General features: G+C 38.5%; 11 protein-coding genes and 1 tRNA gene. 9 read left to right on the top strand and 3 right to left on the bottom strand.

Features of this window, described 5'->3' with window-relative positions:
• The 3 genes from FRX97_RS12065 to FRX97_RS12055 all read right to left on the bottom strand — a co-directional run.
• Window positions 1-262: ISAon1 family transposase N-terminal region protein (locus tag FRX97_RS12065; RefSeq protein WP_147015479.1), on the bottom strand; the 262-nt coding region annotated here is incomplete at its 3' end.
• A 763-nt stretch (window positions 263-1,025) separates the two neighbouring features.
• Entirely contained in the window at window positions 1,026-1,349 is a 324-nt protein-coding gene (locus tag FRX97_RS12060) for a hypothetical protein (protein ID WP_147015478.1), read from the bottom strand.
• A gap of 191 nt (window positions 1,350-1,540) precedes the next feature.
• Window positions 1,541-3,460 (bottom strand): hypothetical protein, encoded by a 1,920-nt coding sequence (locus tag FRX97_RS12055; RefSeq protein ID WP_147015477.1) that lies wholly within the window; start codon window positions 3,458-3,460, stop codon window positions 1,541-1,543.
• Between the two features lie 737 nt (window positions 3,461-4,197).
• Here FRX97_RS12055 and FRX97_RS12050 point away from each other — a divergent pair.
• From FRX97_RS12050 to FRX97_RS12010, 9 genes are all read left to right on the top strand, one after another.
• Entirely contained in the window at window positions 4,198-4,611 is a 414-nt protein-coding gene (locus tag FRX97_RS12050) for a helix-turn-helix transcriptional regulator (protein WP_170227137.1), read from the top strand.
• A gap of 274 nt (window positions 4,612-4,885) precedes the next feature.
• Window positions 4,886-5,602 carry a hypothetical protein gene (locus tag FRX97_RS12045; protein WP_147015475.1) on the top strand — a complete coding sequence of 239 codons (717 nt, stop codon included), beginning with the start codon at window positions 4,886-4,888 and terminating at the stop codon, window positions 5,600-5,602.
• Between the two features lie 64 nt (window positions 5,603-5,666).
• Window positions 5,667-6,344 carry a hypothetical protein gene (locus FRX97_RS12040; protein ID WP_147015474.1) on the top strand — a complete coding sequence of 226 codons (678 nt, stop codon included), beginning with the start codon at window positions 5,667-5,669 and terminating at the stop codon, window positions 6,342-6,344.
• 64 nt (window positions 6,345-6,408) lie between these two features.
• Entirely contained in the window at window positions 6,409-7,425 is a 1,017-nt protein-coding gene (locus FRX97_RS12035) for a nucleoid-associated protein (protein ID WP_147015473.1), read from the top strand.
• Window positions 7,426-7,462: 37 nt separating this feature from the next.
• A complete protein-coding gene (locus FRX97_RS12030) occupies window positions 7,463-7,954 on the top strand; it encodes a YciI family protein (protein WP_147015472.1) in 492 nt (163 codons plus the stop codon).
• A gap of 504 nt (window positions 7,955-8,458) precedes the next feature.
• Window positions 8,459-11,518: a GEVED domain-containing protein gene (locus FRX97_RS12025; protein ID WP_147015471.1), complete on the top strand. Its 3,060-nt coding sequence runs from the start codon at window positions 8,459-8,461 to the stop codon at window positions 11,516-11,518.
• A gap of 79 nt (window positions 11,519-11,597) precedes the next feature.
• Window positions 11,598-12,311: a DUF6090 family protein gene (locus FRX97_RS12020; protein WP_147015470.1), complete on the top strand. Its 714-nt coding sequence runs from the start codon at window positions 11,598-11,600 to the stop codon at window positions 12,309-12,311.
• 175 nt (window positions 12,312-12,486) lie between these two features.
• Complete coding sequence (locus FRX97_RS12015) at window positions 12,487-13,116, top strand: SET domain-containing protein (RefSeq protein WP_147015469.1); 630 nt, start codon at window positions 12,487-12,489, stop codon at window positions 13,114-13,116.
• A 71-nt stretch (window positions 13,117-13,187) separates the two neighbouring features.
• Window positions 13,188-13,270, top strand: a tRNA-Leu gene (locus FRX97_RS12010).
• Window positions 13,271-13,705: the final 435 nt, after the last annotated feature.

Below are 13,705 nucleotides of genomic sequence, written 5' to 3'. Positions count from 1 at the left end.
CCATCCCAGAGTCGTGATTCATCCATCTACGCCGTTTGATGTGCAAAAAGGCATGCTGTCCTCGAATAGGAAAGTCTTGAATCGTTATCTCCTGATGAAAACCCTTTGAGCTGAGCTTATTTTTGGCGTACTCCATTGGAGCCTTATTCTTTTCTTCAAAATAAAGCTGCAGTTGCTCGCCATGACTTTCATGCTTTAACACATCAAAATAATCAACTAGGTATTCGGGTAATAACAGCTTAAGGAGGCTCAAATCAGACATCAAATTGAATTTTTGCGAAGAACTTACAATTCACTTTCTCCACAACTTTTTGTCTTGATCCATAATAATGTAGTAAAACAACAACAACTAGACTACTTACTCAGGCCATGCTAAAATTTTATTTAAAAGTCAACCCATTTTGGGATTGATAACTGAGAAACATATTAGGAAGTTTGTATTAAAAGCTATAGAAAGTATATCAGTAAAATATTATTTAGTTGGTATACTGAGGGTTAAGGGGTATTTTTGTATAAAGTATTTATCTAGGGTTTACAATTATTAATTGAAGCCTATTATAAATTATGATTAGAACAAAAAAGAGGCTGTTAAGCCTCCTGGAAAAGGGGTTAACGTACTTGGCTGTACGAATCCTTGGAAATATACTGCTAGACTATGTTTAGCAGTATCCTAAAATGAAATCTGACCGCAATGCGGTAAATTCTGCTTGACAAACGCTCACCCGGTACGGTGGGCGTTTTCCCTGTGTCTTGGAGCAAAGGTAACAAATCCCTACAACTGCACATATAACCCATTTCTTCGAAACGGATTGTATTTTCTTAAAAAGAATTGTTACCAGCTCATCCCATATCAAATAGTGGTAAAATGGATAGTAAGTAACAAAATCTCCCCTTAAAAAAAATGCCTTTCCTATTAACTTACAAGGATTTACTTTTTAAAACAATGTCCCTGTCCTTTTGATTAATTTGTTTTAATAATTCATACTGCAGTCACTTCAAACAGATGAACCATTGTCACTTTTATATTAATGGCAAGGAGATTCCTTTTTTTCTTCCCATACGTCTAGAAGGTCTTGGTAGTATTCCTCTGTAAACTCATAAGCTACTTTGTAAACTGCAAAGTTATTTCCCGCAGATGTCTCCTCTATTAACCAACTTACTTTTTGCCCGATAGATCTTTGTAAAGAGTCATACTGAGATGATGAACAAAAATTAATTTTTAGTGTATCATCAATAATAAGTTGACCTTCAGGAATATAGTCGGAACGATAATAAACCCACGGCTCAGTAAAACCTGGTGATCTAGAAGCACCAAGAATATTTTCTGAACCTATTATAGTTTCCCCCATCTCCACCAATATTGTATCCCGCGAGACACCATCCGAATGAACTGGAAAAAAATATGGGACAAATATTAACTTGTGAGTTGTAGAATTTTTAAACTTTACAATATCCGTTGTTTCAAACGAATCAGACTTATGTTTGCTGCAACTAAAGAGCACAGTACAACACAAAAACAAAATTAATTGCACATTTATTTTCATCTTCTATCTAAAAAGCTTTCAAAATACAAGTCAATACCCTTTCTGGAAACACCATAAGGTTTGTCTAAATCTAATAAAATAGATCGCACTCTATTTATAGCGTTTTTCTCATTTGTTTCATCAACTATAGCAATAATCTCCTTCTCTATGAAACCAGGAGAATATCCTGATATTTCGTCAGTATAATCATCAGCGCTTATATCCATTTCTGGTGTTATATATAACTTATCAATTAGCCCTGGCTTTTTAACTAATTGTGCAATACAATTATCGGGGACATCCAGAACTTTACAATTTGCGCCGTCATAAAAACTTCCTGGAACTGGGCAGTCACAACAATTTACTGGTGTATAGTAAAGGTTGTCCAAATAAATAAACCCTTCTTCACCAGTTGGCACCTCAGCGATAAAGCAATCTCTAAAAGTGTTTGAAATATATTTAAAATCATCTTTATACCCGAATGAACAACCACCATAACCCTTATCAACAAACTGATTAAAGTTATCCACTAGGTCTATGAATAGCGGGGAGTAGGGTTTAAGGACGGGGTCTGTTACATAAGTTTCTTTATTATACGCTTGATTATCTACATATGATCGAAATGTAGGATCTTTATAATTACCTGTATTAAAAACACCAAGATCATTATACTCTAGAGGAACTATAAAGGCTTGTATTGCTCTAGCCCAACTTTCTGTAATTACATTGTTAACTAAAAAATAACGTATTACTCCGGCAATTTGTCTATGTGTAGTATGTCCCCACTCATGAATAGTAGTACTCAGGATTTGACTTACCTTTCTTTGAGTTCCATTTTTATTTTTTCCTTTGATTCTAATTGAATTAAATACCCCCGTTGGTTCATTGTGCCCATTATTAACGCCAAGAGGGCCTTCCGTTTCCTCGTGGTCATAGGCAACCTTGTATTTAGGACCACCACTGGTAGGCCGTGTAAGATCTTCAATGTTTCTATAAAAATATCTCGCACTGGCTCTATGAATTGCCGAAAGCCCTTTTGTTTCACCAAAGTGGCTTTGGACATCCAAGTTCCAGGATTCTTTTTTCCAGGGGCCCGTATACCGAGCTTGAAAGATACTTCTAACCCTAAGGTCATAATCATTTGTTTCCCAGATTAGTCTATATCTAACTTTTCTTCTGTATTGAGTAGAAATAGTATAATAACCATTTAAATCAGTATAAGTTTCTCTTTGTTTTGTATATCTAGTAGTACGAATTTTTGCCTTATACACAGGTACCAAACCGCCAACAAGATCATCCCAAGCCCTTATCCTTCCGGAGGGTCTCCATTTAGAAGGACGTTTAAAACTGATCCCCAGAGGCTCGGTGAAATTATTGGTAAGATGTAATGCGCCATTTACCAGCTCGTCAATTACGTTTGAAAGAATTTCATCCTCCATTTCCTCAGGGAAATACTGTTCGTCAATAATATCATAATCAATACCCGGAGGGAACGAATGTGCAACTGAAACAGAAGTGTATAATGGATTTGGAGTACTATCAGGTAAGGTTGGATCTTTATAATAAGTGCCTCCTTTTTTAATTTCATAAAGTAACGGCACCTCCGAATAAATTACGCTGGTGTCCCTCTTTAGCATTCTTCTTTGATCTTCATTCTTAGGTTTAAACTTTACATAATAATGTGTCAATCTTACGTTTAAATATTTTAACGAATCATTTCCCAAAATCATTAAAGAATCCTTAGATCTTTTCATCACCTCCAATGAATAGGGATTTTTTAGCTGCTTCCCTAGGATTAATAAACCTTCCTCTGGGAAATCTGAGAACCCAATCAATTGGGAGTCAGGGATGTATTCTTTTTTCACCGGAATCTCTTCTTTTTGACAAGCGCTCACAAAGACCATTATTGTGATTAACACATAAATATTTAATTTCATTTAATAATTTATTTGTTTGGCACAACAAATAAATTATTTTTTTTAATGACAAATTTATATAGCAAAATTAATTGAACAACTTAGTGAATTTTTGACCTTGCTATCCTTTATGGGGCTTCCTTATACCTGGATATTTTACTTGCATTCAAGGAAGATACTATCCATTACCTCAATTCCTCATTTTATTTCTTAGGTACCAGTGATAGCCGCTCTATCCCCTTCTTAAGGTTGGTAATTTGCTTTACCATAACATTCGATTTTGATTTATTTGAATAAATGATTGTTTTTAGCTTTCCAGGCATTGAATTGCTTGTGAGAGCTATTAGCCATAAGCCTTCTTTTCCGCTGGTTTATTATCTCTTTTGCTGCGATGTAGACATCGACACCCCTTCCTGTTATGGCTAGGTTTTCTCTTGGATTTAGAATATCTCTAACCGTTTAGTATTGTACGCCGGGTAGCTACTTGGCAATAAGCCTTCGGTTGCCAAAACCTAGGTGCTAATTTATTTCTCGTAGGTCATCAACAGTTATAATGTCCGTCTTCATTTTTCCATAAGCTAAATTGTCAGAATAACAGCCGAATTGGTGTTTATTATGTCTATAGGTATGCATTTTTTGTCTTTTATATACAATTATTGTCGGTACTAGATAAAATAGGCATAAAAGTTGCTGCTTGATTGTCGGATATAGACTGCATTTAGCCTCGCATTAGCGGAAATTTGTACAAAAGGCGTAAGGTGAGTAAAGCAGATCTTAAACAAGAGACTATATTGATTTTGAAAAACCTTAAAAAGGTTCACGAAACCCTTGGTTTATCACAAACCGAGCTATCCAGAGATATAGATTGGGATTACCAGTCGTATAGTAAAATGGAGCGAGGCATTTACCACATACAAGCTGAGTTATTACTTCCTATTTGCAAAAGATTTAAAGTTAAATCGGAATCCTTTTTTGATTTTGACGAAGTAGTAAAAAGCAATGTGGAAACAAATACGGATCTGAGTATTGCTGATGAAGAAAAAGGCGAATACGCAGCGGAAAGCCCAATAAGCTTAACCGTTTCTATTAACCCAAATGATCCAAAATTCATGGATCTTCTCAAAGCGTTTGTAGTAAAAAACGACCGCGATTCGTCCCACAAGAAAAAGTAAAAGACTGGTAATTAATTAGTTACTGTACGGATAAATGACCTCAGCGGGATCACAAAGCCATTACGCACCGCATAGTGGCTTTTTTGTTTATTAACATTTTTTTAATTCTCAGCAACCAAGCTTCTTTCGACCCGTCTATTTTTTATTGCACCAACCATTTTCCATAATCCCAATGAATTTTAAACAACTCCTACCCTTATTATTCCTTTCTATATTATTTCCAACTATATCAAAGAGCCAAGTAAGTATTTCTCCCAGTTTTAAAAGATACTCAATGACCTACGTACTTGCAACGGGTCCAGGTCTTGATTTCGAGTTCGCATATAAAGGAGATAAATCGCTTATTAGTAAGATGTCTATGGGCGGCGGATTTAGTTATTTCCTTCCCATTTCTTCTGAAGAAAAATTGACTGCCTATCCCTATAGCAGTTGGGATGAACCACAAGATGTTGTTTTTACCGAAACCCATACTGCTTACGCTTTTTCCGTGTTTGGCAAATACTACTTCTTCGGCAATTATGTTGATAGCAAAATAGCCTCTTACATAAAAGCTACTGTCGATTACCAGATAGTTAAAACCAAACTAAGTACACAAGACCAAGATTTTGATAGAAACACCCACCGCATTTTGCGCGATGAAGAAGACGGAGCAGGTGGTCCAACTCTTGGACTCGGGATTGGACTAGAAGCTAGAATTACACCAAATATTCTTTTATTCGGCGAAGCCAATGGTTTTCTACCAGCCAATGAAGTAAATGATCAAGCAATACAGGTAAATATTGGCGCTGGAACCATATTAGCTGCTGGAGCAAGGTTTGCCTTTGATACTGGAGGTAGAAGTTCTGGATCAAAATCTCGTAGAAGAAAAGGTTTTGGACAGTCCAAAGCCTATAAGGCCGCAAGAGCTAAAAGTTCGGGCAATAGAAAACCCACAAAAAGCCGCACACCAAAATCTCGTAAGCCAGCTCATCGCAGTTATCGGTATAACTAGTTGTGCTTTCTATTTAAAATAGTTGCATTTAGTTTTGTAGTTTCCCCACATAATTTCTTCCTACATGTCGACACTACTTAGAGGACTGATTTTGTGTTTCATTGGCGCCCTGCTTTCCAATTCAAATGTGAAAGCGCAAATAAGTGTTATTCCCACCGGTCATTTCTATGGAATGGGAGAATACAGCTCGGTTGGAATTGGACTTGGATCTGAGTATACCGTTCGCTTACATCAAAGAAGAAAATACAGTAGGGTTTTCAGGGCTTTTGGAGTGGATTTAAACTTCTATTTACCGCAAAAGCTCGATGACCGTTACACCGTATTTGCAACGGCAAATGATAATGGAGAATCAATACCGGTAGAGGTAAATTCCACTTTACAAGCCTCCCACTTTTCATTTTACTGGAAACAATTTCTTGGTGATGGCGACATAAGAACGCGTCACCGCTGGTACATGAAATTTGGATTGGGATATACGCTACTCATCGAAAACAACAAGCCTGGAGAATACGATCAATCCCGATACACCATATACTTTTTCGACCCAAAAACCTACCGCTATGGCTTTGTAGTTCCTTTGGGAATTGGTGGAGAGCTACACACAAAATTCGGGAACTTTATTTGGGAAACCGGTGGATGGTTTGCTCAAAATAGACGGGACGAGGAAGACAGAGCCACCGAACTAACTTCTGGTTTTCAATTCACATTGGGATACATTATCCACTTAGGACGTCGTTGGTAATTAATAAATCTCAAGTGTCATTTATACACTTTCTAAGGCTAACTTTGCCTTAAATTACCGCTAGATGATAGAGCAAATTAAAAACGCGATTGTAGAGGAGTTAATCTATTACAAAGTAGAATTAGACAATCCCGACTACACCCCACTAGCAAATACATACAGCCCCGATGAAGAAGAGGGAGAAATCATCAAAAAGATTTTTCTTAAACCCTTTACTCGCATAGCTGAAACCTACGAATTTCAGCACTCCATTGACATAGACCTCAACCCGCTTTACTGCATTTGCAATAACATTTTCGAAGAAGCTAGCCTCGAAGGACACACTAAAGATGTACTCACCCACTTACTCGAGGTATCGAGTCATGGTAACATTAGAAATGGAGACCTTTTTATTATACGCTACTCGGGAGTTACCGTTGATGAAGCCGATTACCAAGCAGTGGGTATATACAAGGTAGAACAAAAAGAAAGCTTTTTAGAAACTGGAGCCCACGGTAGACTTGAGTTTAAGCAAGGAATTGGCGCCAACAAACTAGACAAAGCATGTTTGGTTATTGACACCGACGCCCCCTTTACCATACAGCTAATTGACAACGTAAGTAAAGAAACCAATTTCTGGAAAAAGGAATTTGTAAATGTCGGACTCAAGCAGGATCATGTTAACGCAACCAACCAGGTGATTTCGTTAACTAAATCCTTTATCACACAACAAATTCCACATGAATACGAGGTGGATAAAACGGATCAAATAGATTTACTTAATAGATCTTCGGCATACTTTAAAATGAACGACCAATTCAAAAAAGAAGAGTTCGAAGAAAATGTATTCCAAGATCCAAACATGATCGCTTCATTTCGAAATTTCGAAAACGAACAGCGAGAAGAATTAGAAGTTGCTCCCAGAGAGGAATTCACCATTTCTAAACCCGCTGTACGAAACTCTAGTAAAGTATTTAAGAGCATACTAAAGCTGGATAAAAACTTTCACATCTATATCCATGGCGACAAAAGCAAGATTAAAAAAGGTGTAGATGAATCGGGTAGGAAATTTTACCAGATCTTTTACGAAGAGGAAAGATAAAATCAATAACTCGTTATATTAACCGGAAAAAGGTGGCATGAAATACTTCTTTCCGGTTTTTTTATTGGCTGTTATCATTAACATAAGCGCTTGCAAGCAATCACCCCCATCAGCAGACAAGGAACATCATCACTCCGAAATTCCAAAATTTGACTCCCTAAAAGCCAAAGCTTATGGCGCCGATGACTACGGCATGAAAACCTATGTAATGGCCTTTTTATACAAGGGTGAAAACAGATCTACAAATCCCGACACTACTGCCAAAATGCAGCGTGCCCACATGGATAACATAAAAAGGCTTTCGGAAGAAGGCAAACTCGTTATGGCGGGTCCTTTTTTGGACAGCAAAGATCTAAGAGGAATATACATCTTCGATGTAAGTGACACTGTGGAAGCTGCAGCACTCACCCGCACCGATCCAGCTATCCAAAGTGGTTGGTTAACTAGGAAATTAAAACCTTGGTATGGGTCGGCTGCAATTAAAGAACTATCTACAATCCATAAAACAATTGCTAAGGAGAGTATATAGACCGTCATCAAATCCTCGACAGAAAGATTATTAAACATTTACATCTATAATTGAAAAGGGAAGTAGCTCCACTTCCCTTACCCTTCTTCCTATTGAATTCCTACCCTTGACCGCTCCTCATATTTTATACGCTGAACAAAAAATAATTCAAAATTAAGTGGTATTTTAAGATCAAATCAACTCTTTAGGAAATATTATTAACTAGCATCCTATTTACCCATACTTTGTTTGGAGAATTTCATTTTTCCCAAATATCATTCCAGAAAAACCCTATACAGCTTGTAAAACAAGGCTTTCTTAGTTTTTATACTACTCCATCGTTACTTTAGACTATAAAGTCAAGATTCCAACTCATTAGACTAATTTTTTAGACCCCTAACGCAATTAGACCCTTATTTTGCTTGTATCCGACGAATTATTAGATAATTTCAACGAAGAAATAATCAAACAAAAATCCAATCGCACCCTCACTGATTGGAATCTTGTTACCTTAAAACCACCTTTATGAATAACTTTACCAAACGGGCCATTGGTCTGGCCATCCTGCTGCTACTATTCATAGCAGGAAATGCGCAACAAAAAGCAGTGCTTAAATCCATCGAAGCCAAATTAGAAAGGACCAGCACGCTTCATTCCATCCAACCTTTTTCACCCATTTCAGAGAACCTCAAAAACCTCACTGCCTTACCTGAAGGTATTGATGAGGCCAAACTACTCTCTGTAAACAACCAACTTTTAAGGAAACACCTTAAGTCGAATACTGAACTAACCGCAATTAGTATTCCCTCCTTTTCTGGAAACTGGGATTTAATTCTTGAAGAAGTTTCGTTGTATTCAGACGATTTTATTCTTAATACTCCGCAAGGAATAGTTCCCAATGAAAATAGCGGTAAGTTTTTTCGTGGGATTGTTCAGGGAGCACCTAACTCTATTGTGAGTGTATCGGTTTTTGATGATGAAATTCAAGCCTTAATTGCGCTAGACGGAATCAATTACACGCTTGGAAAGATGTTAGATAAAAAGGGCAACCCAACCGAGACCTACATTTTATACAACGAAGGGCAGGTACCTACGGAATTCCCAAACTTCTGTTCGGCAAAAGAACAAACCGGAAAGGTTAGAGAATTTAGTAGAGACAACACCAGAAAAAATAGCTCTAAGTGTGTAAATGTTTATTTCGAACTAGACTACGACGTATTCCAAAATAAAGGATCCGTAAATGGTGCTAAAAACTACATTTCAGCGGTATTTAACGAAGTAGCCACACTTTATGCCAATGATAATTTAACGGTAAAAATTTCCGAAATTTTTGTTTGGAACACTGCTTCACCGTATACAGGAGCAAGTTCTACATCAAACCTAGATCAGTTTAGAGCTACTCGTCCAAACTTTAATGGAGACCTAGGTCATTTAATCGATTTAAAGCCATCTAACGGAGGTATTGCCTATGTTGACGTTTTATGTAACAACACATACAATTACGCGTATAGCGGTATCTATGATTACTACAGTAATGTACCAACCTACTCTTGGACAGTAGAGGTAATTACCCATGAAATTGGTCACAACTTAGGTTCTCCTCACACCCATTCTTGTTCATGGCCAGGTGGTCCTATTGATAATTGCTACACGCAGGAAGGCGCCTGTTTACCAGGACCAGCACCTCAAAATGGGGGTACCATTATGAGCTACTGTCACCTTACCAGCCATGGAATTAATTTTAACAATGGTTTTGGACCACTGCCTGGAGACCTTATCCGCGATAGAGTAGCAAATGCAAACTGTTTAACTACGTGTAGCGAAGGAAATGTTTGTGCTGTTCCAACAGGATTATCTACAGCCAACGCCACCCAGACTAGTATAGATGTTTCATGGAATGCTGCTTCATCTGCAAATTCTTACGATTTAAGATTTAGACCTCAAGGAGGAAGCTGGACTACCATTACCACCTCTAACACCAGCTACGCTCATACGGGACTTGCTCCTTCCACCACCTATGAATACCAAGTAAAATCCAATTGCTCTGGCGAAAGCAGTGCCTATAGCTCTACGGTAACTGGAACTACCCAAAGTGATCAAGTCAGCTACTGCTCATCTCGCGGAAATAGCACATCAGATGAGTGGATTCAAGCCATTACAATTGGTTCTTTTAACCACAACTCCGGAAACAATAGTGGATATGCCGATTTCACTAATCAAACGCTAACCGTAACTTCTGGTAGCTCATATGCTATAGACTTAGACCCTGGTTTCTCAGGTGGAGGCTTATTTGGATCTAACAGCTATCCAGAATACTGGAAGATTTGGATAGATTACAACGGAGATGGCGACTTTACAGATGCTGGAGAACTGGCATTTGATGCTGGATCTACTTCGAATACCAACGTAACGGGCAGCATGCAAATTAAGTCCGGACTTTCGAATACCACCACTCGTATGAGAGTGAGCATGAAGTACAACGCTGCTCAATCTTCTTGTGAAACGTTTAGCTATGGTGAGGTAGAGGATTATACCGTTAGTATTCTGGAAGACGTTCCGCAACCGTGTAATACTCCAACGGGACTTGCAAGCTCATCGGTTACTCACAACTCCGCAGTCTTAAGTTGGAATGCAGAAGCTACGGCGAGCTCTTATATTGTAGATTACAGGGTAAGTGGTGGTTCTTGGACTACTGTTACAAGCACAAATACTTCAGTAACCATTTCTGGATTACAAGCAAGCACAGGATATGAAGCAAGAATTGCATCTGATTGTGGCAACGGAAATACCAGCGCCTATAGCGGATCCATTTCATTTACTACCGATCAAGCTCCTCCTACCCCACCTTCTTACTGTGCTTCTAAAGGAAACAACTCCTCGGATGAGTGGATCAAGAAAATTACTCTGGGTAACTTTGTAAACAATTCAGGAAACAACGGTGGTTATGGCGACTTCACCTCTTCTGCATTTGCTCTGAGTAAAGGAGTGAGTTACAACCTACTTTTGGAACCGGGTTTCTCTAGCGGATTGTTCGGAACAAACTCTTATCCAGAATACTGGAAAATATGGGTGGATTTGAACCAAGACGGAGATTTTAGCGATAGCGGCGAGCTGGTTTTCGATGCTGGATCTACTTCAAGCTCCAACGTTTCAGGAAGCTTTACCATCCCGAGTAGCGCCTTAAATGGAAATACTCGCCTAAGAGTAAGCATGAAGTATAATGGCGCACAGAGTCCTTGTGAAACGTTCAGCTACGGGGAGGTTGAAGATTATACTGTTAACATCTCTAGTGCCAACACTACGGCTTCCGCTGGAATGCAATATAGCGCAGGTGAACTTAGCGTAGAGTTAGCTCCAAACCCCACCTTTAACATCGCCGAATTAACGATTAGAGGACTAGCGACAGATGAAAAATCTAGTATTCTAGTATCTGATATTACCGGAAGAGTGGTTTATCAGCAAGCTGTAGTTGCAGCGTCGTTTAACAAAGTACAGCTCGATTTAAGCAATGAAGATGCTGGAGTTTACATTGTAATTGTTAAAAGCGGTGACCAAAAAGCAGTATCAAGACTTGTTAAGAAATAACATCCTATAAATCATCAATAAAAAGACCGACCTAGTTCGGTCTTTTTTTTGTTACTTTTCTTACCCAATCCAACCCATCGTGAGAGTTCAAAGAAACAACCCCTCCAAACTTGCTCGTTTTATCATTGAACTTTGCTCGGTCTTTCTGGGCGTTACCCTAGCCTTTGCCTTAAACCGATGGAATGAGGAGAAAAAATTGAGGGTTACAGAGGAGAAAATCCTCACTGAAATCAAAAATGGCCTCGAACTTGATATATCCGATACTGAAGTGAACATAAGTGGGCACAAGGCGGGAATTAAGGCAGCGACTACATTTTTGAAATTAGCTTCTGGAAAGGAAGTACAAAAAGACAGCCTTCTCATTTCTTACCACACCCTTTGGAGAAATTTCATTTCCATTCAGAATGCCAGTGGTTACGAGTCTTTAAAATCTAGAGGTTTGGAAGTAATTCGCAATGATAGCTTGAGATATCAAATTATTACGCTTTATGACTTCTACTACGAGATGATAGAAAAATTAGAAGAAGAATACTCCGAAATGCAGTACACCGAGCACTACTTACCCGAAATGCGCCCAATATTGCATAGACATTTGATGTTTGACGAAAACGGAGTACTTGTAGGAGTAAAGAATAGGTGGTGGCTATACCAATCGGAACAAAAACTTTATTTCGAATTGCTCAACCGTATGATAGAGAATCGTCGCTTTACTATTAGAATTTACAAAGACATTCAAAAACGCATACAACTACTTGTTAGCCAGATAGATAAAGAGCTAGCTAAAATTGATTAAAGCGGTATTTTCAATTGTTTTTTTCTTTTCATTTACGGGAATATTTCAGGCATTTAAACATGTAGTAGAGGCATATCCGAGTCGGTAAATAAATACCGAGTCCCCAAATTTTGAAAGCCCAAGAAATTAAGGTATTCGGAATAGGATTTTGGCTTGTATTTCAATTTAACCTGAGATGATACATCCCAAAACAAAAATTCAATTTATTAGTGAGGAAGTAGGTTACGGCGTTTTCGCTACCGAAAATATTCCCTGCGGAACCATTGTATACGTTAAAGACAGTTTAGAGCTGGTAATTACTCCTACAGAATACCTCCTTCAGTCGCCAGATATGAAAAAAATGGTAGACCGCTATTCTTATCGCGATGAAAACGGAAACCGCATTGTAAGCTGGGATTTTGCCAAATATGTAAACCATTGTTGCAATTGCAATAGCATTAGCACAGGCTATGGTTTTGAAATTGCCATAAGAGACATAGAACCTGGAGAACAAATTACCGACGAGTACGGCATTTTTAATCTAGACGAAGAAATGAATCTTTCTTGCGGCCAAGATTGTTGCCGTAAAACCATAAAGCCCGACGATTTTGATCGCTACTACAAACAATGGGACCAAAAAATTCAACTGGCCTTACCCAAACTTTTTGAGGTGGATCAACCCCTAATGCCCCTACTTGACCCAGCTACCCGGGAGGAACTAGACGCATATTTCATTAATAGCGATAGCTACAAATCGGTATATGCCCTTCGCCTAAAAAACGGAAGTAAAGTTCCCCTCCCGGGAATGGGAATAATTAAGAGTTAATACTATCTTTGCCGCCGCTAACTCCTTATGCTTACTGCACTCCGATTAGTAAGCGCTAAGTTTGAGTTTAAGCCCGGGTGGTGAAATTGGTAGACACGCCATCTTGAGGGGGTGGTGCACTACGTGCGTGCTGGTTCGAATCCAGTCTCGGGCACTCGATGATTAAGCCTTGGCAGAATTAAGCCAGGGCTTTTTTTCTACCCAAAAAGTCTGAAAGCTTGCTTTCAAGATTTTTGGGTAGAAAAAAAGACCACCAGGCCGTTAGGACTGGTAAGGCTTAATTCCCTTCTAGGCTAAACCTGGATCAGTGTTAGCTAATCCCTTTCTTTCATAATGCTTAGAAAATAGATAACTATAACCCGTTAGGACTGCCAAGTCCTATTCCCTTCTAGGCTAAACCTGGATCTGTGTTAACTAATCCCCTTCTTTCATAATGCTTAGAAAATAGATAACTATAACCCGTTAGGACTGCCAAGTCCTATTCCCTTCTAGGCTAAACCTGGATCTGTGTTAGCTAATCCCTTTCTTTCATAATGCTTAGAAAATAGATTACTTATAACCCCTTAGGACTGCCAAGTCCTATTCCCTT

Origin of the sequence: Luteibaculum oceani (assembly GCF_007995015.1) — a bacterium.
Lineage (GTDB): Bacteria > Bacteroidota > Bacteroidia > Flavobacteriales_D > Luteibaculaceae > Luteibaculum > Luteibaculum oceani.
This window is presented reverse-complemented; position numbering and strand designations above follow the sequence as displayed.

Bases quoted from the DNA above. Each gene is read 5' to 3' on its own strand.
- FRX97_RS12060 (WP_147015478.1), bottom strand. From the start codon at position 1,349: ATGGGGGAAACTATAATAGGTTCAGAAAATATTCTTGGTGCTTCTAGA.
- FRX97_RS12055 (WP_147015477.1), bottom strand. From the start codon at position 3,460: ATGAAATTAAATATTTATGTGTTAATCACAATAATGGTCTTTGTGAGC.
- FRX97_RS12045 (WP_147015475.1), top strand. From the start codon at position 4,886: ATGACCTACGTACTTGCAACGGGTCCAGGTCTTGATTTCGAGTTCGCA.
- FRX97_RS12040 (WP_147015474.1), top strand. From the start codon at position 5,667: ATGTCGACACTACTTAGAGGACTGATTTTGTGTTTCATTGGCGCCCTG.
- FRX97_RS12035 (WP_147015473.1), top strand. From the start codon at position 6,409: ATGATAGAGCAAATTAAAAACGCGATTGTAGAGGAGTTAATCTATTAC.
- FRX97_RS12030 (WP_147015472.1), top strand. From the start codon at position 7,463: ATGAAATACTTCTTTCCGGTTTTTTTATTGGCTGTTATCATTAACATA.
- FRX97_RS12025 (WP_147015471.1), top strand. From the start codon at position 8,459: ATGAATAACTTTACCAAACGGGCCATTGGTCTGGCCATCCTGCTGCTA.
- FRX97_RS12015 (WP_147015469.1), top strand. From the start codon at position 12,487: ATGATACATCCCAAAACAAAAATTCAATTTATTAGTGAGGAAGTAGGT.